The organism is Pseudomonas retamae, from assembly GCF_043496865.1.
GTDB classification, from domain to species: domain Bacteria; phylum Pseudomonadota; class Gammaproteobacteria; order Pseudomonadales; family Pseudomonadaceae; genus Aquipseudomonas; species Aquipseudomonas retamae.
Map to the genome: position 1 here is coordinate 1 of NZ_JBIEIL010000001.1, position 18,375 is coordinate 18,375.

The window sequence follows — 18,375 nt, forward strand, 5'->3', positions numbered from 1 at the left end:
ATAACGATTTCGCTCATGCGCTCGCCGGAAGTCAGTGCTGCTTGCAGCAGTGGCGAAGCCTTGTCGTAGACCTTGGTGATCACAACTGGCTTGTGCACGCGCTGACCGGTTGGCTGACCGGATTGCGGGTCACGCGGAATGATCACGTCGTGGGTGAAAGCCTGAACCATGACCTGGTCTTCGTGGCCTTCCTGGTAGGTGTTGCCTACGGAGTCAGCGGTGAATGCGCCTGCAGTGATCAGGCCTTGTTTTTCGCCGGTAACCGACATGTACGCTGGTGTTGCCATGGGGTGCTCTCCTTGCGGATAAATTTAAGGTGCCCGGGAGGCGAAATCGCCCGGTGGGTGCCTGACTGTTGTCAAGGAGCGTGCCAGGTTTGCTGAAGTGCCCGGGGGGGCGGGAGCGCAGCGGTGGTTGGCGAGCTCTTGGTGCGATTTTCAGCGTGGAAATCAGAAGAAAGTGCGCAAGAAGTTGCGCAGTACTGCGCAACTTCTTGCGCACTTGGCTGCAGGCCTTGCCCGGTTTGATCTGCAGAGGATTTACCCCCTGAAATATTACGACCGACTGCGCAACTTCTTGCGCATGATGGCGTTGCGATATCGGTGAGCGCTCTACAAAGCGATTTCAGGCGTTTGCCGTCGAAAGGCAGGTTTGAGACGCCTGGCTAGGCGCTACTTCGTATGACGAAAAGATGAGTCCAGCAGATTTCTTTTAGTACTGGTCCGTAGGCTGACCTGTAAGGTCGATGGCGAACGCCAATTGTGATAGGTGATGAGTCCCGCCCACATTTAATAGAGGCTGTCGCGCGGTCGACCAAGCCGATAAGCTCATGATTTTGCCTGAGTCGCGAGGCGTATCATGAGCATCAGCCAGCTCCACACTGATCTAGAAGACCACTTTCAGCTTTTTGAGCGAGTTCCCTTCAAGGCTGCTTGGCGCAGACGAGACACACGCAGTTGCCTGGTCTGGATTGCTGCCTGTCTCATAGCACTTTTATGGGCACTAATAGCATTACCCGGAATCACGCTCTCCCACTACATACCTATTTTATTTCCCATAATGCTAATCACCATGATCTGCGCGGCACGTATGGCGGAGGTGTATTCTCAGATCCGTGCGGAAAGATTGGGGGCTGGCCCAAACACTTCCCGCACCGAGCGTTTAAGGCTCCAGCAAGAGTGGCTATGCAAGCGTTATGAATGTAGTCCAAATCAGCTTTTAGACAGGGCAAGAAACTTGAGGCATGAGTGGGAGGAGCGTCAGGAAATACGGCGGTTAGCTAGCAACGACACCATGGGGCCACGCTTTGCCGCGTTCTTCCGGCTACCTGATCCTGCGCGATTCATAGGACAATTAGCACCGCAGCTCGCTGCGATGTCCGATCCGTGGGAGGTGGAGAGGCAGCTAACGGCTGCGCTGCGCCAACGACTTAACGAAGCGGCTCAAGTGTCCAGCGATGACTCTGGATTTGCGTTGAGCGAGTGCTAAGGATATCCGCTGATAGGCATTTTTCTGCTCGCATCGGAATTGATTGGCGCATGCTTCCAGTCAGTATTAGCCGTCGGCGTAAAGTGTTCTCACGCGCCTACCGATGCAGCAGGCGTGTGTTATTTTGAATCTACCACCGCATGCGTAGTCACCCATTTTAAGATCTGGATATGCAGGTGCTTGTCAGAAGGTTATCGCTCTACTGCGACGCACTTGATCTCCACGAGAAGGCCAGGTCGAGCCAATTCACTGACACCAATGCAGGTCCATGCACAAGTGCTTCTCGGAAAGACTTTATCCTTTACGCGTCTGAAAATTGGCATGTGACGGTGCATGTCGACGTGGTAAGTTGTCATTTCTACGACATCTTCAAATTTACAGCCACCTGCCTCCAAGACGACCCGGAGATTGTCCCATGCTGCTAAAAACTGCTGCTCAGGTTCCGGATAATTCCGGCGTCCTGCCTACCTGACCCGCGCAGTAGAGAGTTTTTCCTACCTTTACTGCTGGTGCATAACCAGCACGCTCGTAGATCAATCTCATGCCATCTGGAACAATTATCAGACGATCAGTCATGATTGCGCAGCCCCAAGTTAGAACGGTTACGAAAGCTAACTCAGGGGCCAGAGCGGCGTCCACTAAGTTCACTTGTCATCTATCAATCAACACGACAGATGCTTTAAGCCGCTACTGAGTCTTTTTGAACTCATTACCTAATGTGGCTACCTTGATCGATGCAAAAGGCGTATCTGTAAAAGTTACTGATCAGAAGCATTTCGATGGTTGGTCCTTTATCAGGCTGGCTCGTCAGTTCGTGTCGTCATCACCTTGAAATATGTCTTCGTAAAGTCGCGCTACTGTAGGGGTAAGATTCTGAACGGAAGGAATGAGAAAGTCGGCGTGTGGTGCGAGCCGTTTTACATAGATGACTTCGTAAATCCTGCGCACGACTCCAGGTGCTGTTTCTTCCCGGTCGAGACCTGGCATTATTCCTACCGCTTTGTAACCGGCTTGCTCCAGCGCTTGTTGCATATACGGCGTGCGGGTTGTTGCCATGCCATAGATCAGCCCCGCGCCCATGAACATGCCGATTTTTTCTCCCAGGTCCTGGGCCGCGACGGCCAGTCTGGCTTTTCTATGCGGTTTGGCTACCGCGCCCACCCGCCCGAAAATAGCTTCAGCACCGTCAATTTTTTCCCACGTGGCGATAGCGACAATCTCATCGTTCTGGCGGACGACGGTAGCGAATATCCCTCGCTCCGGATCGTCTTCGAGCACCACGTTGTCTGCGTAGAACTGCTGGTCCAGAAACGGGCTTGCCAACCCCACCGAAATGGAGGGAAACCATGTCCGGAAAAAATCTGTCGCGACATTGATCTCCTCACGTTTCAGGTAATCCCAACTGTAGCCAGAGGGTAAATCGGTAAAGCTGCGAATTTGCTCGATCGTTGGCCATTTCATGCGGTTCTGCTCGTTTGTCTGATTGCTTCGATAAGTGGCGCCGGGGTCAGGCCCGAGGGGTAAGGTTATTGGCGGGTGTCGGGGCATGCCTGGCGGCGATCTGCCTGTGGCGCTCGACCACTTCGCCAATGACCAACTGCATCAGCCTCTGCACGATGGCCGTATCCAGCTCAGCCTCCTGAGCAAGTGCTGCCAGACGCTGGTATTGCTGCTGCTCTCTGGCCTCGTCTACCGCAGGCAACTGATATCGGGCTTTGAGCAATCCGACCTCATCGGTACAGCGAAACCGTTCCGCGAGCAGGTGGATGAGCGCGGCGTCGATATTGTCGATGGTTTTCCTGAATGTTGAGAGTTGACGCGCGATGTCGGAGTTTTCCATGAATGACCTCGTGGCAGGTGTTCGAAAGAGCTTCTCAATGATTCGTCTGCTGAGCGAAAACCGACCAGTCCTTGTCGCCATCGCCCCTGGCTACCGCCGACGTCATTTTCAATCGCACGGCGTCCGCCGCTGGCAATTCCAGCCCCTTGATACGACCCGCATCGATCGCAAGATTCATATCCTTGAGACCAAGAGACAGTTTGAAACCCGGTTCAAAATTGCTGCTGACGATGTTCTGTCCATAACGCTGATAACTGGGGCAGGCGAACAGGGTCTGGGTCATGAGCTTGATGAAAATCGAAGGGCTCAGTCCGTGGCGTTGAACGAGTCCGCTGGCTTCGCCCAGCGACTGGATGGCTTGGGTGATCATCATGTTGCCGGCGATTTTCGCGATACAGCCCCGTTCAGGTTGGTCGCCCAGATACCAGGTTTTTTTCCCGAGCAGGTCGAACAGCGGTTGGACGGTCGAGACAGCAGCCTGCGATCCGGCCACCAGGATATTCAACTCGCCCTTGGCCGCCACGGCGGGCACGCCGAAGACCGGCGCCGCGATCAATGGCATGCCGACGGCTTCATGTTCGCGCTGCAACTCCAACATCAGCGAAGGCGACAAGGTCGACATCACGACATGCACGCAAGCTTTGTCTGCAGTTTCCAGAACAGCGCTGGAGAGCAGCACTTGCCTGACGGCGGCATCATCGGCCAGAAGAGTGATGACTACCTCTTGCTGGAACGCCGAGGCCGGCGTTTCGATAACGCTGATGCCTTCGAGATCCTTGAACGCCGCGTGACTGCGGTTCCATGCCGAGACGTGATGGCCAGCGCGGACGAGCAGTGGAATGATCGCTCTGCCCATGCTTCCCACTCCGATAAAACCAATCTTCATTTGCAGTCTCCGGTTGGTATTCGACGACGGTGAATGCAGACAAGTATGTCGGGCACGGGATTGCTACGGCACTGCCATTGCTGCACTCTCACTGTTCATTTTTGTACGGGGGCAGAGCATGGACTGGAGTGATGTGCGGGTCTTTCTCGCGATTGCCCGCAGCGGGTCATTGGGGGCTGCCGCCAAACTGTTGGGGGTCAGCCATCCGACCGTGGGGCGGCGCTTGCAGGTGCTGGAACAGTTCAGTGGCCAACCCGTTTTCCTGCGTACCAACCAAGGTCTCGTGTTGACCGACAGCGGGGAGAAGCTCCTCAGCCTCGCGCAGGAAATGGAGCAAAGTGCGTTGGCCATCGAAAGGCGCCTCGCGGGGGACAGCGCCCAGCCCGAAGGTGTGCTGCGCATTTCCTGCGCTGACTGGTTCGCCTGTTATGTCCTGGCCCCGGTGCTGAGAGAACTGCGCCTTCGTTATCCATTAATCGTGCCCGAGGTCATTGCCGGGCACCGATTGTTTGATCTGGCTCGCCGCGACGCCGACATCGCGTTTCGAATCGTTCCGTTCACCGAACCCGATATCGTGCACCGCAAGCTGATCTCCCTGACTTACGGGTTATACGCAGCCGTTGGATCTGCTGACCCTGAGCCACAGGGCGCCGGGCTGGGTCTGATCACCATGAGTGTTGCCCAGTCTCATTATCCCGATGTGCAGTGGCTGCAGCAGCGTTACCCTCTGGCGCGTACCGTGTTTACCAGTAGCAGCCGCACAGTCCAGGCGCAAATGTGTGCGCAGGGGCAGGGCGTCGCGGTATTGCCCCGCGCTTTGGGCGACCAGTTGACGGCGCTGCGTCTGATCGATTCAGATGAACCGCCACCAGGCCGCGACATTTGGATGGGCTACCACCAGGACATGCGCCAGATGGACAGTCTGCGCGCGCTTGCCGACCTGGCCTCCGTCATGATTGGCACTCGGGCAGGCGGTTGATTCACTCTGCCGGGTGCATGGCCGCCGTTTGCAGCTCTGCAGCAGGTTGGCGCGCCAGACTCAGGCTCAGTCCTGCGCCTACGGCCAGACAGGCAGCGATGCACAGTATGGCGACGGTGAAGGCGTGGGTGATGGCCGCCGCGTCCGTGTCCTTGCCCAGAAGCGTGTAAAAAATGCCACCGATGATCGCCACGCTCAGTGCCGTGCTGATTTGCAGGGTGGAACTGGTGATGCCCGCAATCATGCCGGAATACGCCGGTGCCACGCGTCCTGTGATCATGCGCATCAATGTCGGAAGGGCCAGTCCTTGTCCGAAGCCGATCAGAAAGAGAATCACGGCAAGGGACAGCGCAGAGGGCGTGACGGCCGTCGGTGTGTGCGCCACGAGCCAGGCGAATAGCACGAACCCCAGCACTTCGAGTGACATTCCGAAGGGATTCACATAAGACCCCAGCAAACGCCGGAACAGATGGGTGGTGAGCGGCCCGAGCAAAAAACCTGCGCCGAATGGAAGGAAGACCAGACCTGCACTGAGTGGGCTCGTATGCAGCGCGCCCTGTAAATAGATGGAAAACAGCAGGAAGAACACACCGATTGCGTAGAAGGTCAGTGCGACGAACAATGCCCGGCCCAGCCCGGGCGCACGCAGTGCAGCAGGGTTCAGCAACGGCGCGCCTTGCGCTTGATACAAACGGGCTTCGTAGCGCCAGAACAGCCAGGCAAGCAGTGGCGTCGCCGCCAGCGACAGCCAGGCCCACAACGGCCAGCCCGCTTCACGTCCCTCGATCAGCGGAACGATCAGCGCCGCAAGCGTCACCATCGACAACAGCGTTCCACCCAGATCCAGCTTGCTGGTCTGGGGTGCTCGGGTTTCCTTGACCACGGGGATGGCGATCAGAATGACCAGCAACGCAATCGGTAAATTCACCAGAAATATCGTCCGCCAGCCCAGGTTCATCAGGTTGAGCGAGATCAGAATCCCGCCAAGTGCCTGGCCGACTACCGACGCCAAACCAAACACCGCACCGTACAGGCTCAACGCCAAGGGTTTTTCCGACTCAGGGAATATCGCCTGCACTGAAGCGAGTGCCTGCGGCGCCATGACAGCGGCCGTCACGCCTTGCAGCGAGCGTCCGGCGATCAACACCCAGGGTGACTCGGCGACACCGCAGATCAGTGAGGCGGCGGCAAAGCCAATCAGGCCAACGAAGAACATTCTCATGCGGCCAAAGATGTCACCAAGCCGTCCGCCGGTGATCAGTGTCACGGCATACAGCGCCGCGTAAGAAGAGATGATCAACTGTTCAGCAGAGGAGGCCGTGCCTAGCGATTGCTGAATCGAAGGCAGCGCTACGTTCACGATGAAGAAATCCAGCGGCGGCAAGAATGCACCGACCAACAGGATGGCGAACATCAGCCAGCGCCGCTGTTCCGGAAGGGCTAATATTTTCTCAGGCATAAGGTCTCCTTTCTGAAACCCTTCGGCTCCAGAATATTTTCGATTGCGGGTCATGCTTTGAATCAGCTGACTTCAATCTAAACGATCAAACCCTGGCTGACGCCTCACATAAATGAACGGCCAATGTTCATTTATGGCAGTGCCGCTGCGCCCCTGCCTCCTCGCACAATGGCCGCACTGTGGTTCCAGTCGAGCCACACAACCGAAATCGAGGAGTCAGTTATGTCAGGTAAATTCGCTGATCAGGTCGCAGTCGTCACCGGCGCGTCCACCGGGATCGGATTTGCGATTGCACAGGGTTTGATTGCCGAGGGCGCCAGGCGCGTTTACATCACCGGGCGTTCTGCAGCCACGCTGGAGGCTGCGGTGGCCAAGCTTGGCGACAGGGCGGTCGCGGTCATTTCCGATGTCGCGCGCCAGGTTGATCTGGACGAGCTCAAGGCGACGATTGAGGCGCACGACGATCAACTGGACTCAGTGTTTGCCAATGCGGGTATTTGTGAAAAGAACCCGCTGGGCGAGACCACCGAGGCCGCCTATTTCAACATGTTCGACATCAACGTAAAGGGAGTCTTTTTTACTGTACAGACGTTGATGCCATTGTTGAAAAATGGCGCTTCGATCGTACTGACGGCCTCTATCTGTTCCAGCAATGGCATGGAAGGACTGAGCCTCTACAACGCGTCCAAAGCCGCGGTACGTTCCTTTGCCAGGACGTGGGCCAACGAACTCAAAGGTCGCAAGATTAGAGCGAATGTCCTGAGCCCTGGCTTCACCCGCACACCGCTGATGGATAACGGCTTGAAGATGAGCGAAAGCGACGTCGCCGCGCTGCGTCAGCACGTCGCGCAGATCACGCCATTGGGGTACATGGCCGAGCCTGAGGAAATCGCCTCGTCGGCGCTGTTTCTTGCGTCTGCCGATGCGAAATATGTCAACGGTGTGGAGCTGATGGTCGACGGTGGTCTGTCGCAGATCTGACCACGTGCTCAACCGTAGCGCAGCCCTCGCGCAGGGCTGCCTTCCTCGCTTATGCGCAGCCCCTGCAGGAAACCTCATCATGAACAATGAACAACTGACAGCCCGACTGGACGCCCTGGAAAGTCGCGCCGCCATCGAGTCGCTGATCAGCGCCTACGCCAATGCTTTCGACCGCATCGACGCCTCGCTTCTTAGCTCAATCTGGCACGAAGAGTCGACACTGGATCTACCGGGTTTTGGCCAGGCTGGAAACCGTGACGAAATCCTGGCGATGGCGCAAAACAGCTGGCGCCAGATGCCCCATATGCACCACTGGATGGCCAACCCGCTTATTGAAATCGAGGGTGACAGCGCAGTGGGCACGGTAGCTGCGGATTGCCTGTTTCATGACATTGAAAAAGGCCCGGTGCAAGTCAGCGGTCTTTACCACGACAGGTTTGAACGTCGGGACGGAAAGTGGTCGTTCCTGTCACGTCGTTTTGAAATGCATTTCCTGACGCCGTTAAAAGATTGGGTACCCGCAGCGGGCGAAGAACAGTTTGCACCGTTCGAGCAGCTCAAGGGAACGACAGCGAAAAACGAATAGTCCCGGCCCTTGGCTGTTCGACACCCACGTGGCCGCCATGCAGTTGCATGATGGCCACGACAATGGCGAGGCCAAGCCCGTAGGAGTCGGAATTCTGGTGCCGAGACGCATCGCCACGGTAAAAGCGGTCGAAGAGTTTGCCCAGGGTTTCGTCGCCCAGCACCGGCCCTTGGTTCTCCACTTCAATCCGGGCACCTCCGTGGGTTTCCAATACCCGTATCAGAATCTCGGTGCCCTCGTAAGCGTAGCGAACAGCGTTCGCCACCAGGTTGCTCAACGCCCTGCGCAGCAGCAAGGGGTCAGCGAGCACGATGCTATCGCCCGTTATTTGGAAGCTCATTCGCCGTTCTTCAGCCAAGCCCTCAAAATACTCAGCGATGCGCTGTGATTCGTCATGCAGCGACAGTTGCTGGCGCTCCACTACGGCTTGCGCTTCATCGGCGCGCGCCAGAAACAGAATGCTTTCGACGATGCGCGAGATCCGTTCGAGTTCTTCAAGGTTCGAAGCGATCAGCGCCTGATATTCGTCCTCGCTACGGCGTTGGCGAAGGGCAACCTGACAATGTCCCATCAACGACCCGACCGGCGTGCGGATTTCATGGGCAAGGTCGGCGGAAAATTGCGTCAGTCGCTGATAACCCTGAGCAAGACGATCAAGCATCGCGTTATAGGCGTCACTCAGCTGTTGCAATTCAACCGGCGTATCGGCGCTGTCCATGCGGCTGTGCAGACGCTCAGGCGTTATGGCTGCGGCATGGGCGGCCATTTTGCGCAGCGGACGCAGCCCGCGACGCAATGACAGATAACCCAGCAACGCGGTTGCCAGAAAGGCAAGGGCCACGGCCAGGTAGATGCGCTCGCGATACGCTGCAAGCATCGCCATTTCCTTGCCCATAAGGTGTGCGGCCGTCAGTCGGACTACACGGCCACCCGACGTCGTGACTACGGAGGCGGCGCGCAGCCTTGTTCCCGAGTCGGTCACGCCGCTGCGCAGATCACTGACGCTCAGCTTTGTGTCCTGGCCGATCACCGGCAGTTCAGGCAACGTGACGTTGAGTGGATTGACCTGGATGACCGGTGGCTGCCCCGGCTCTTCAATGATGAAGATGTCGTCTTCGCTGTCGAGCATGTTCTTGAAAATCTGCGGGCTGTCGCGCAGCTTTTCGATGGCGAGTTCGTAATGCAGGAGCTTGCGAAAATGCTCCAGACGGCCCATCACCGCGTGATCGCTGTAGATCAATACCGAGGCTTTCATCGTCTGATACAGATAGAAGCCCGCGCCGGCCACGGCCAGCATCGCGACCATGGCAAACGCCACGGTCGATCGCAGCGTCAGCGAGGGTTGGCGTCGGGACCGCATGGCCTCACCTCGCAGACATAGCCGATACCGCGAATGGTATGGATCAGCTTGATCGGGTAGGGCTGGTCGACCTTGTTGCGCAGGCGCTTGACAGCGACGTCCACCACGTTGGTATCGCTGTCGAAATTCATGTCCCAGACTTCCGAAGCGATTTGTGTCCTGGACAACACATCGCCGGCTCGACGCAGAAACAGATGGAGCAGGGCGAACTCCTTGTTGGTCAGCACGATCACCTGTTGTTGGCGGGTCACGCGGCGCCGGACCAGATCCAGTTCGAGATCGGCAAGGTGGAAATGGTCGGCTTCGCGCACGACACCGCGGCGCAGAATAGTGCGGATGCGCAACAGCAGTTCGGTAAACGAAAAAGGTTTGATCAGGTAATCATCGGCGCCCAGTTCCAGACCGCGAATGCGGTCTTGCAACTGGTCGCGCGCGGTAAGGAACAGCACGGGTACGTCTTGTCTGGCGCGCAACAGCTCGATGATCTGAAACCCGTCAATCCCGGGCAACATCACGTCCAGCACGATCAGGTCATAGGTCGTATGCAAGGCCATGTGCAGGCCGTCGGCGCCATGCTGGGTCCAGTCGACGTTGTAACCGGACTCACCGAGCCCCTTTTTCAGGTACTCACCTGTTTTGGTGTCATCTTCGATCAGCAGGATATGCATCGTCAGGCGCGCTCGGGTTTCTTCATGACGGGATTCAGTCCGCGACATCGGTATCTCGGCTGTGCAGTGTAACGGGATGAGCGGGCGCAGTCGGTTACATTTCTGTCATTCATGGTCAGGGTTGGCGAATGACAAAAATGTCATTCGACGGTCATCGTGACGTCCCAGTCTGCGGTTGAGGATGGCGACACATCAACCCATGAGGAATCGTCGCCATGCAACTCAAAAACGCCCTGTCTACCACGTTCGGTTTGGTGATGCTCAGCGCTGCCGTCATTGCCACCGCCGCCGACATGCCGGTCATCAAACCACTGCGCGGTACGGTGGAAAGCGTCAGCAACAACACGCTGACCTTCACTGTCCGCTCTGGCGCCCAGCAGACGATCGGACTGACTGACAAGACCGGTATCAGCCGGGTATCGAAGGCCAATATCGACTCGATCAAATCCGACAGCTTCATCGGCTCGGCGGCCATCCCGCAGGCCAACGGAACCTTGAAGGCGCTTGAGGTCACGGTATTCGACGCCAGGCTCAAGGGCAGCGGCGAAGGTCATTACGGTTGGCAGAACGCAGACGGTAGCACTGGCACCATGACCAACGGCACCGTGGGCAAACTGTCCAAAACCGACGGCCGCACGTTGACCGTCAACTACCAGGGCGGCGAGAAACAAATCGTCGTGCCGGATGACGTGCCTATCGCCTACGTCGAGCCAGGCAAAGCCGATGAGCTGGTTAAAGGAACGAAAATCGTCTTGTTCCCCGCTGCAGATGGCACCGCACGCGGCATTGCAGTCGGCAAGGATGGCTTCCAGCCACCGATGTAATCATCTGAGAAAGCTTGAGCGTTGCCGTCTGGCAACGCTCCGCTAAACGGAAGGCTTGCAAGGGGAAACACGTGAGACAGAAAAAGCTGCATCCCTGGCCGGTTCGCCTCACCCACTGGCTCAACGCTGCCTGCATGGTCTGCATGTTCATGAGCGGCTGGGCCATTTACAACGCCTCGCCACTGTTCGGCTTCAGATTTGCGGCGGCGCTGACCGTGGGCGGATGGCTGGGCGGGGCGCTGGCCTGGCACTTCGCATTCATGTGGCTGCTGCTGATCAACGGCGCAATCTATGTGCTGTACGGGTTGGCCAGTCGCCATTTCAAACGTGAGCTGCTGCCCATCGGCATTGCCGCATTGAAGCATGATCTGACCGATGCCTTGCGCTTTCGGCTGGTGCATGAAAAGGGTGTCTATAACGCAGTACAGCGCCTGATGTACTGGATCGTGCTGGCGGCAGGTGTACTGATCGTGATCTCGGGTGTAGCGATCTGGAAACCGGTTCAACTTCAAGAGCTGGTCGAGTTACTGGGCGGCTATGACGTTGCTCGTTACGTACATTTTGCGGCCATGGCGATGATTGCAGCGTTTGTGGTGATTCACCTGGTCTTGGTGATTCTGGTACCAAAAACCCTGTTGCCAATGATCACGGGTGGAGTGCGGACGCCTGATAACGAGAAAAATGGGTCATGACTGAATTTACAAAAATAATGCGTCAGCGCGTCAGGATTGAACCTGCGCAACAGCTTGAACTGGAAAACATTCAGCGCCGGAATTTTCTTCGGGCCGGCCTCACGGTGGGCGCGATGTCGATGCTGACCGGTTGCAACCTGCAGGACGGCGATCAGGTCGACAAAGTGCTTTGGGCCATGTCGCGTTGGAACGACCGGGTCCAGGCGTGGCTGTTCAGTGGACGGAAACTGGCGCCGACCTTCGCCCGCGCGCAGATCACAAAGCCGTTTCCGTTCAACGCTTTCTATGGTCAGGACGATATCCCTGAAGTAGACCTGACCAGTTACTCGCTCGCCGTCTCCGGCCGGATCAGGGACAAGGCGCCGTGGACACTCGAAAGCTTGCGCAAGCTACCGCAACGCAGCGATATCACTCGGCTGATCTGTGTTGAGGGCTGGAGCGCGATCGGGCAATGGGGAGGTGTACCGCTGAAAACCTTCCTGGAACACATCGGCGCCGACACCACAGCGAAATTTGTCGGTTTCAAATGTGCCGATCGTTACTACTCCAGTCTGGACATGCCGACTGCCTTGCACCCGCAGACGCTGTTGGCACTGGATTACGCTGACGTGGCGCTGCCGCCCGAGTACGGCTATCCGCTGAGGGTTCGGGTCCCCACCAAACTGGGCTTCAAAAACCCCAAGCATGTTGTCGAGATTTTCGTCAGCAACGACAACCCGGGCGGGTATTGGGAAGACCAGGGCTACAACTGGTTCAGCGGGATCTGATGAAGCAAAGAACGGAACTGTCAAGCCAGGAACACTGGCGAGATTCATGACACCAAGCGTGATATGAGGCATGCCGATGACCGGTATTTCTGCAGTACCGCCAGCACCATTCGACTGGCCAACATCAGAACCCAGGATGCGGGCAACGAGTGATGGAGCAGATTTCCAATCTCTCTTGCAGGCTCAGTCCAGGCAACCTTTACAACAGTCGGATAAAGCTCGCACTCGGATGCTCTTTGATAATCTTGCCGCATGTACCTTCAATGGCGAAAAAAGAGCTATCTGCTCTGATGTTATCGGCACAGGGGGACTGAATGCGTTCGCCATCGCAGTGGCTCTCTCACCGCTAACCGTCACCTGGGTACCGACCGAAATTGTTCGAGCGCCACTGCGTTCGCCTGGAATACGGACTTTTCGCCGTCGCAATCCCTCTTCAGCCGAGAGCTCCTTCCTCAACCGGTCAAATTCGGAGGATAGGGGTTACGATTAGACGGGTCTCGAAAGCTTGCTCGCCGTAGGCCAGTATTATTAAGGGAGAAGCAGATACCGCCAATTCTCACCTGTGGCGTTGAATGGTCTTTCGTTAGCCTGAAGTAGAAAGCCCGACGGCTTCTCTATCGTGGGTGGTGTTATGAGGCAGCGTCGACTTACAGCCTATTTTTCCACCCCGCTGTCATCCCCCGTTTATTCTGAGCATCAGAGAGTTATAGCCCGCCATCAGGGCTACTTTTGGCCGAAGGTAGTCGTTCGTGAACGGCTGCTTTCGGCCAGAAGCGGACATTGTCTAAAGGAAGCCTTCGGACTAAAAGAAAGGACTTTGTCTTAAAAAACCGATAGTCTCATGTACTTGTTATCAGTAAAAATCCAGGCGAAGGGACATGGCACTGTCTAAAGGCGATCTCATAAAACTAATCAGCGCTGACCAAGCAAAAATAGTTTTAACTGATTGGATTAACTCTCGCGAGGCAGCGCCAGGAGATATCGCTTTGGTTGAAGAAGTCTATATCGGAGAGGATGGGCAGATCGTTCGTCTTCTGTGCGAATACCGTCCGGGGTTTCTAGAGTGGCGAACGGTGTTTTATGAGGCAAGGTTGACTTATGAGATTCTTCCTTCCCCCGCTGATGTCACCACTTGAATTTTTGCCTCCGACAATTGCTGCTTCCCCCCCAAGAGCTGCTTATGGAACCTAGTTCACCCGAAAGCAAATCAAAAAGAATAGTTCTGACAGTGGTAGTGTTTTTGCTTTTTGGCGCATCGCTTTATTATGTAGGTTGGGCTTCTAAAATTTCAGCAAGAACAGCATTGATGCCTGAGATCCCCGAATGGAGTACATACCTGCTGATCAGCTCCATTACTGGGCTTACCGCTGCAATTCGAACATTCTACAAGCGGCCTGGGCGCAAGACAGCAATACAGGCTCTAAACTCTTTCACTGGATGGTTCTGCTTAGGATTTATTCTATCTCTGAATGGTTATGCCACCGCGGCCTATCTTTTGCCTGGCGAGATTGTTAGTTATAAATCTTCATATGAGCTGAGATACCCCGGACCGTCCAGGGGGAAATTTGGTCGTTGCGAGGCAGGTCTATGGATCGAAGATCAAAGTACGAACCGCTGGATTGAGCTTTGCACGAACAAAATGGATTTGGATAAAAATATACATCAGGGAATGCAGCTCGTATGGGTGAGTGCCCGCACGAATAAAATAGGCAGCTATATTATGAACTATACTTTCATCTACAATTAAACACAATAGAATAAAATCTTTCTTTCGTGAGCAATATATAAGCGGAAGTTATTCTTTGGCACCAAGAACAGCAAGATCTTGATACTCGATGGCGTACTCGGGGCACTCTGCTAGGGCGCTGCGCGGAGAGATATTCCAGAACGTTTCGGCCATCTTGTGGCCGTTTTCTGCCTTTCGTGAAGGGCGAGAAGTTACTCGATGGGGTTTCCAAATCAATAAAACGGTCGAACCGAATATAGCCTTCCATGTTGTGCCAATCCTTCATGGTGCGTAATGGCGGCCCCCCTAAGACTGCCGTAGTCGGGTAATTGCTTCAGTGATCGCTTTGGCATTTGTGTCGAGGGTTTCGATGGCCACGAGCGCGTTATCGGTAACATCCTCTACACCATTTTCTGAAAGCCATTTGGTGACCTCCTCGATCGCCCCCGCTAGGGCATGCTGGTTATGTAGAAGCAATGTCAGAGCATCTGCTGCGGCAATGTTGGAATCAGATGGCAAGGAAGTCGTCCTTGAAGTGCGGTTCGCAAAAGCCTAGCTCATCGTATCGCTGGCGAAGGTGAGCCACCATTCAGCGACCGCCACTTGCGCACCAAAATAGCGCACCAGTCCCATCTCAGTCCCATATGGCCTTTTTTCAGACGCCAAAAACCACAATCCCCGGAATTTCTCTATTAAAATCAGGGGGTTGTGTTTACTGAATGTGGCGATGAAGGAGAGATTCGAACTCCAGAACTCCTGCAACCGTAATTCATCACGATAACTTACCACTGGCAGCTTTCGGCCATAAGCGGACCTTTAAGACTTGTGGCTTCTGGGCGAAGCCAGTCATTCGCATTCGCCAGAAATTGGTCGATTACACCCCGTCCCAGTTGCTTGCTATCTAAGTCTTGAAGGAGGCCAAATTCCTGCGCCTGTTAGATTCTGGAACCTTCGTTTTTCCGAGAATTCTTCCTGCATCCTTCGCAGGTGAAAGCCCAAATACCTTCGTATAGTCTCGACTAAACTGCGTTGGGCTTTCGTAGCCCACCTCGAAAGCTGCCGCCATGACGCTCTTGCCGCTGGCTACCATGAGCATCCGCGCCTTAAGTAAGCGCACTCGTTTTTGATACTGCAATGGACTCAACGTCGTCACCGCTTTGAAGTGGCGATGGAAGGCCGAGACGCTCATTGCCGCTTTCTGAGCCAAGCTTTCCACCCTGATCGGCTCCGCAAAATCTCGACGGATCCATTGAATGGCTGTGTTCACTCTGGCCATGGCGGTATCGGGCGCTGCGATCTCTCGCAGCATCCAGCCGTGGGGGCCTTGCAGCACGCGAAACAGTATCTCGCGTTCATAAGCAGGCGCCAGGGCTGCGATAGCTTCCGAGTTGCCCATCAATCGCAACATGCGCACCCATGCGTCCATTAATTCGGTCGTAACGGCCGCCACCGAAAAGCCCGGGTCGCTTTCATGGCGGCCGACAGGTTTGGGCAGGTCAGCCAGCAAGGTTGATAACACGGTGGGATCAAGCGTGAGGCTTACGGCCAGATAGGGTTCGCCCGATGCCGCAGGGTGCACCGCGCCCACAGCAGGCAACTGAATCGACATGACGAAATAGGTCGCAGGGTCGTATCGCAGCGTGCGGTCGCCCACGGTCATGGTTTTGCTGCCCTGCAGAATCAAGTTGATCATCGGGTCATAGACTGCCGCCAACATATGCTCGGGGATTTTGCCTTGGACCATAGCGACGCGGGGAATGCCCGTCTCTGTGCGGCGGTTTTCGGCCTTGGCGGCGAGGATGCGGAGTTCGTTAAGTTGTTCGTTCATGCTGGCCATGCTGAATGTCACAGCAGGAGCAACGCAACCAAAAAGTAGAAACAGGCAGATTTCGAGTAGGAACGGCTGCGTCCGCAGTGACCAGCGCCCTTAATGTGGAGGCTCATTCAATCAGTCAAGGAGTACGTCATGGGCGTTATCGTCATTACCGGAGGCAGTCGAGGGATCGGTGCGAGTGCAGCAGAACACGCCGCCCGGTGCGGTATGGGTGTCATTCTTACGTACAACCAGCATCCGGAAGATGCGGATGATGTGGTGCGACGCATTGAACGAGCGGGCGGCAAGGGCGTTGCGCTTAATCTCGACGTGGCGGATGTGGAAAGTTTCAAAGGGTTCCGCGATGCCATCCTGTTAGTGCTCCGGGAGACATGGGGCACAAGCACTCTCTCAGGTTTGGTTAATAACGCCGGCTACGGCCTGTTCAACCCGCTGGCGTCGGTCAGCGAGGCTCAGTTTGATGGTCTTTTCAAAGTCCATCTGAAAGGCCCTTTCTTCCTGACGCAGACCTTGCTGCCATTACTGGAGGAGAACGCCAGCATCGTCAATCTGACCAGCGCTACCACACGCGTGGCCACCGCCGGGGTGGCGCCGTATGCGGCGTTCAAAGGTGGACTGGAAGTGCTCACGCGCTACATGGCCAAAGAGTTCGGTGATCGGCGCATACGTGTCAATGCGGTTTCACCTGGGGCGATTCGAACCGAGTTAGGTGGCGGGCTCAATGATGAGTTTGAGGCGATGCTGGCTGAGCAAACGGCGCTAGGCAGAGTCGGTGAGCCCGAAGATGTGGCCCGCGTCATTGCCATGTTGCTGTCCCAAGACGGGGCCTGGATCAATGCCCAGACCATCGAAGTCGCGGGCGGCTACATCATCTGAACGATCGGGAGACGTTGCCATGCTGGATCATATTTTTCTGTCTGTGAGTGACATTGAGCGCTCTATCCGTTTCTACGAAGCTACGTTGGCGCCGCTGGGTATCACCGCGCGCTTGGACTACGATGGCAAGGACGGTCCGCCTGGGCATCCGGACCTGAAAGGTTTCGGCGCCAAGGGCCGGATGTTTTTCTGGCTGCGTCAGGGTGAAGTCGAAGGCCGAGCGGTACATGTCGGTTTCGTCGCAGACAGTAAAGCTCAGGTTGCGGCGGCCTATGCGGCAGCGTTGGCTCAGGGCGCCGTTGATCAAGGCGCACCGGGGGCGCGTCTGCACTACGACCCCAACTACTACGCGGCCAATGTTCTGGATCCTGACGGATACAGCCTGGAATTCGTTTACAAGAACTGGCAGCACGCACAATGAAGAAATTGATGATTTATGGCGCAACCGGCTATGTCGGGCGCATGGCGACAGACTATGCAGTGGCGCAGGGACTGGACGTTGTCATCGCCGGGCGCAGCCACGACAAGCTGCGCGCTCTGGCTGCACAGTTGGACGTTCCTTATCGTGTGTTTTCCCCTCATGCCCCGACGACACAATGCCTGGAAGGCATTGGCGTGCTGGTGAACTTTGCCGGCCCCTTCGCGCGGACAGCTGACGCCTTGATGTGGCTCTGTATCAAGGCTGGAGTCGATTATCTGGATATCACGGCCGAGATCAACGTATATCGGTTGGCCGAGCAATTGGGCGATGAGGCGGTAGGGGCAAGGGTCATGCTCCTACCTGGCGTCGGTTGGGATGTAGTGCCGACCGACTGCCTGGCGGTGCATGTCGCTCGTCGGGTGAAATATCCGCAGTCGTTGAACATTGCACTACAGGTCGCGGGTTCCATGTCACGTGGGTCAGCACTGAGTGTTAGCGAAATTGTTGGAGCGGGGCTGCTGGCCCGGATTGATGGAGCGCTTCTTTCAACTCCCGATGCGCAACCGCGACACTTCGATTTTGGCGACGGCCAGGAGCTGTGCGTACCTTTGTCGTTCGGTGATCTGGTCACCGGCTGGCACTCCACCGGCATTCCCAATATTGCAATGTTTGTACATTTTTCCGGTGATCCATTACCTGACGGAGATCTTTCAAAAATTCCCGAGGGGCCGAACGCGCAACAGCGCGAAGCTCATCGCGCTCGGGCAGTGGCCGAGGTGACTGGCGCTGACGGCACTGTGGCACGTTCAGTGATCGAAACCGTCAACGGTTACACCTATACGCCGATTGCTGCCATGGAGGCGGCACGCCAAGTATTGAACGGCGTGCGACGACCGGGTTTTGAGACACCGGCAAAGCTGCTGGGGGGCTCATTCGCCGAGAGCATCGGCGGTACGACCATCACTGATTACTGATTGATCGGACGATA

Annotated in this window: 21 protein-coding genes and 1 pseudogene; 12 read left to right on the top strand and 10 right to left on the bottom strand. The window is 56.1% G+C overall.

Translation table 11 applies throughout. From position 1 onward, the window contains the following. The coding region (gene tssD / locus ACGSLL_RS00005; protein ID WP_394501903.1) for a type VI secretion system tube protein TssD at positions 1 to 287 on the bottom strand (287 nt) is incomplete at its 3' end. 571 nt (positions 288 to 858) lie between these two features. Between tssD and ACGSLL_RS00010 the strand changes: the two genes are divergently transcribed. After that, positions 859 to 1,488 (top strand): hypothetical protein, encoded by a 630-nt coding sequence (locus ACGSLL_RS00010; RefSeq protein WP_394501905.1) that lies wholly within the window; start codon positions 859 to 861, stop codon positions 1,486 to 1,488. Positions 1,489 to 1,679: 191 nt separating this feature from the next. On the opposite strand, the pseudogene ACGSLL_RS00015 reads toward ACGSLL_RS00010, so the two are convergent. The 4 genes and pseudogenes from ACGSLL_RS00015 to ACGSLL_RS00030 form a co-directional block, all read right to left on the bottom strand. Then, positions 1,680 to 2,064: pseudogene (locus ACGSLL_RS00015) on the bottom strand (RidA family protein). A 231-nt stretch (positions 2,065 to 2,295) separates the two neighbouring features. After that, positions 2,296 to 2,949: a hypothetical protein gene (locus ACGSLL_RS00020; RefSeq protein ID WP_394501907.1), complete on the bottom strand. Its 654-nt coding sequence runs from the start codon at positions 2,947 to 2,949 to the stop codon at positions 2,296 to 2,298. A 46-nt stretch (positions 2,950 to 2,995) separates the two neighbouring features. After that, positions 2,996 to 3,328, bottom strand: coding sequence for a chorismate mutase (locus tag ACGSLL_RS00025; RefSeq protein ID WP_394501909.1), 333 nt, complete (start codon positions 3,326 to 3,328; stop codon positions 2,996 to 2,998). A gap of 34 nt (positions 3,329 to 3,362) precedes the next feature. Next, a complete protein-coding gene (locus ACGSLL_RS00030) occupies positions 3,363 to 4,214 on the bottom strand; it encodes an NAD(P)-dependent oxidoreductase (RefSeq protein ID WP_394501911.1) in 852 nt (283 codons plus the stop codon). Positions 4,215 to 4,332: 118 nt separating this feature from the next. Between ACGSLL_RS00030 and ACGSLL_RS00035 the strand changes: the two genes are divergently transcribed. Beyond that, on the top strand, positions 4,333 to 5,193 hold the full coding sequence (locus tag ACGSLL_RS00035; protein ID WP_394501913.1) for a LysR family transcriptional regulator: 861 nt from the start codon (positions 4,333 to 4,335) through the stop codon (positions 5,191 to 5,193). A 1-nt stretch (position 5,194) separates the two neighbouring features. On the opposite strand, the gene ACGSLL_RS00040 is transcribed toward ACGSLL_RS00035, so the two are convergent. Continuing rightward, positions 5,195 to 6,706 (bottom strand): MFS transporter, encoded by a 1,512-nt coding sequence (locus tag ACGSLL_RS00040; protein WP_394501915.1) that lies wholly within the window; start codon positions 6,704 to 6,706, stop codon positions 5,195 to 5,197. A gap of 168 nt (positions 6,707 to 6,874) precedes the next feature. Between ACGSLL_RS00040 and ACGSLL_RS00045 the strand changes: the two genes are divergently transcribed. Beyond that, the gene (locus ACGSLL_RS00045; protein ID WP_394501917.1) at positions 6,875 to 7,633 is read left to right on the top strand and encodes an SDR family oxidoreductase; all 759 of its coding nucleotides are present in this window, start codon (positions 6,875 to 6,877) and stop codon (positions 7,631 to 7,633) included. A gap of 79 nt (positions 7,634 to 7,712) precedes the next feature. After that, positions 7,713 to 8,219 carry a nuclear transport factor 2 family protein gene (locus ACGSLL_RS00050; protein WP_394501919.1) on the top strand — a complete coding sequence of 169 codons (507 nt, stop codon included), beginning with the start codon at positions 7,713 to 7,715 and terminating at the stop codon, positions 8,217 to 8,219. Here the strand turns inward: ACGSLL_RS00050 and ACGSLL_RS00055 are convergent. Together ACGSLL_RS00055 and ACGSLL_RS00060 are read right to left on the bottom strand one after the other, a co-directional pair. Beyond that, a complete protein-coding gene (locus tag ACGSLL_RS00055) occupies positions 8,191 to 9,579 on the bottom strand; it encodes a heavy metal sensor histidine kinase (RefSeq protein WP_394501921.1) in 1,389 nt (462 codons plus the stop codon). The genes ACGSLL_RS00050 and ACGSLL_RS00055 overlap by 29 nt on opposite strands. Beyond that, positions 9,552 to 10,247 (bottom strand): heavy metal response regulator transcription factor, encoded by a 696-nt coding sequence (locus ACGSLL_RS00060; protein ID WP_039760267.1) that lies wholly within the window; start codon positions 10,245 to 10,247, stop codon positions 9,552 to 9,554. Before ACGSLL_RS00060 ends, ACGSLL_RS00055 begins: the two co-directional genes overlap by 28 nt. Positions 10,248 to 10,462: 215 nt before the next feature. Between ACGSLL_RS00060 and ACGSLL_RS00065 the strand changes: the two genes are divergently transcribed. From ACGSLL_RS00065 to ACGSLL_RS00085, 5 genes are all read left to right on the top strand, one after another. Continuing rightward, entirely contained in the window at positions 10,463 to 11,071 is a 609-nt protein-coding gene (locus ACGSLL_RS00065) for a hypothetical protein (protein ID WP_394501923.1), read from the top strand. Positions 11,072 to 11,142: 71 nt separating this feature from the next. Next, positions 11,143 to 11,763: a cytochrome b/b6 domain-containing protein gene (locus ACGSLL_RS00070; RefSeq protein WP_125926835.1), complete on the top strand. Its 621-nt coding sequence runs from the start codon at positions 11,143 to 11,145 to the stop codon at positions 11,761 to 11,763. Then, a complete protein-coding gene (locus ACGSLL_RS00075; RefSeq protein ID WP_212616203.1) occupies positions 11,760 to 12,530 on the top strand; it encodes a molybdopterin-dependent oxidoreductase in 771 nt (256 codons plus the stop codon). Before ACGSLL_RS00070 ends, ACGSLL_RS00075 begins: the two co-directional genes overlap by 4 nt. 878 nt (positions 12,531 to 13,408) lie before the next feature. Continuing rightward, positions 13,409 to 13,666 (top strand): hypothetical protein, encoded by a 258-nt coding sequence (locus ACGSLL_RS00080; RefSeq protein WP_394501925.1) that lies wholly within the window; start codon positions 13,409 to 13,411, stop codon positions 13,664 to 13,666. 44 nt (positions 13,667 to 13,710) lie between these two features. After that, positions 13,711 to 14,277: a hypothetical protein gene (locus ACGSLL_RS00085; protein WP_394501927.1), complete on the top strand. Its 567-nt coding sequence runs from the start codon at positions 13,711 to 13,713 to the stop codon at positions 14,275 to 14,277. Positions 14,278 to 14,562: 285 nt separating this feature from the next. Here ACGSLL_RS00085 and ACGSLL_RS00090 read toward each other — a convergent pair whose 3' ends face one another. Both ACGSLL_RS00090 and ACGSLL_RS00095 read right to left on the bottom strand, forming a co-directional pair. After that, complete coding sequence (locus tag ACGSLL_RS00090) at positions 14,563 to 14,775, bottom strand: hypothetical protein (RefSeq protein ID WP_122507006.1); 213 nt, start codon at positions 14,773 to 14,775, stop codon at positions 14,563 to 14,565. 382 nt (positions 14,776 to 15,157) lie between these two features. Then, positions 15,158 to 16,084: an AraC family transcriptional regulator gene (locus ACGSLL_RS00095; protein ID WP_394501930.1), complete on the bottom strand. Its 927-nt coding sequence runs from the start codon at positions 16,082 to 16,084 to the stop codon at positions 15,158 to 15,160. A 138-nt stretch (positions 16,085 to 16,222) separates the two neighbouring features. Here ACGSLL_RS00095 and ACGSLL_RS00100 point away from each other — a divergent pair, with 138 nt between their 5' ends. The 3 genes from ACGSLL_RS00100 to ACGSLL_RS00110 are packed head-to-tail and all read left to right on the top strand — an operon-like array spanning position 16,223 to position 18,361. Then, a complete protein-coding gene (locus ACGSLL_RS00100; RefSeq protein WP_394501932.1) occupies positions 16,223 to 16,966 on the top strand; it encodes an SDR family NAD(P)-dependent oxidoreductase in 744 nt (247 codons plus the stop codon). 19 nt (positions 16,967 to 16,985) lie between these two features. Continuing rightward, positions 16,986 to 17,387 carry a VOC family protein gene (locus ACGSLL_RS00105; RefSeq protein ID WP_133337999.1) on the top strand — a complete coding sequence of 134 codons (402 nt, stop codon included), beginning with the start codon at positions 16,986 to 16,988 and terminating at the stop codon, positions 17,385 to 17,387. After that, on the top strand, positions 17,384 to 18,361 hold the full coding sequence (locus ACGSLL_RS00110) for a saccharopine dehydrogenase family protein (protein ID WP_264364698.1): 978 nt from the start codon (positions 17,384 to 17,386) through the stop codon (positions 18,359 to 18,361). Before ACGSLL_RS00105 ends, ACGSLL_RS00110 begins: the two co-directional genes overlap by 4 nt. The last annotated feature ends 14 nt before the right edge of the window (positions 18,362 to 18,375 follow it).

Coding starts and splice junctions, on each gene's coding strand:
- ACGSLL_RS00095 (WP_394501930.1), bottom strand. CDS start 16,084: ATGAACGAACAACTTAACGAACTCCGCATCCTCGCCGCCAAGGCCGAA.
- ACGSLL_RS00075 (WP_212616203.1), top strand. CDS start 11,760: ATGACTGAATTTACAAAAATAATGCGTCAGCGCGTCAGGATTGAACCT.
- ACGSLL_RS00100 (WP_394501932.1), top strand. CDS start 16,223: ATGGGCGTTATCGTCATTACCGGAGGCAGTCGAGGGATCGGTGCGAGT.
- ACGSLL_RS00045 (WP_394501917.1), top strand. CDS start 6,875: ATGTCAGGTAAATTCGCTGATCAGGTCGCAGTCGTCACCGGCGCGTCC.
- ACGSLL_RS00065 (WP_394501923.1), top strand. CDS start 10,463: ATGCAACTCAAAAACGCCCTGTCTACCACGTTCGGTTTGGTGATGCTC.
- ACGSLL_RS00080 (WP_394501925.1), top strand. CDS start 13,409: ATGGCACTGTCTAAAGGCGATCTCATAAAACTAATCAGCGCTGACCAA.
- ACGSLL_RS00105 (WP_133337999.1), top strand. CDS start 16,986: ATGCTGGATCATATTTTTCTGTCTGTGAGTGACATTGAGCGCTCTATC.
- ACGSLL_RS00055 (WP_394501921.1), bottom strand. CDS start 9,579: ATGCGGTCCCGACGCCAACCCTCGCTGACGCTGCGATCGACCGTGGCG.
- ACGSLL_RS00010 (WP_394501905.1), top strand. CDS start 859: ATGAGCATCAGCCAGCTCCACACTGATCTAGAAGACCACTTTCAGCTT.
- ACGSLL_RS00110 (WP_264364698.1), top strand. CDS start 17,384: ATGAAGAAATTGATGATTTATGGCGCAACCGGCTATGTCGGGCGCATG.
- ACGSLL_RS00035 (WP_394501913.1), top strand. CDS start 4,333: ATGGACTGGAGTGATGTGCGGGTCTTTCTCGCGATTGCCCGCAGCGGG.
- ACGSLL_RS00025 (WP_394501909.1), bottom strand. CDS start 3,328: ATGGAAAACTCCGACATCGCGCGTCAACTCTCAACATTCAGGAAAACC.
- ACGSLL_RS00040 (WP_394501915.1), bottom strand. CDS start 6,706: ATGACCCGCAATCGAAAATATTCTGGAGCCGAAGGGTTTCAGAAAGGA.
- ACGSLL_RS00020 (WP_394501907.1), bottom strand. CDS start 2,949: ATGAAATGGCCAACGATCGAGCAAATTCGCAGCTTTACCGATTTACCC.
- ACGSLL_RS00050 (WP_394501919.1), top strand. CDS start 7,713: ATGAACAATGAACAACTGACAGCCCGACTGGACGCCCTGGAAAGTCGC.
- ACGSLL_RS00030 (WP_394501911.1), bottom strand. CDS start 4,214: ATGAAGATTGGTTTTATCGGAGTGGGAAGCATGGGCAGAGCGATCATT.
- ACGSLL_RS00060 (WP_039760267.1), bottom strand. CDS start 10,247: ATGCATATCCTGCTGATCGAAGATGACACCAAAACAGGTGAGTACCTG.
- ACGSLL_RS00085 (WP_394501927.1), top strand. CDS start 13,711: ATGGAACCTAGTTCACCCGAAAGCAAATCAAAAAGAATAGTTCTGACA.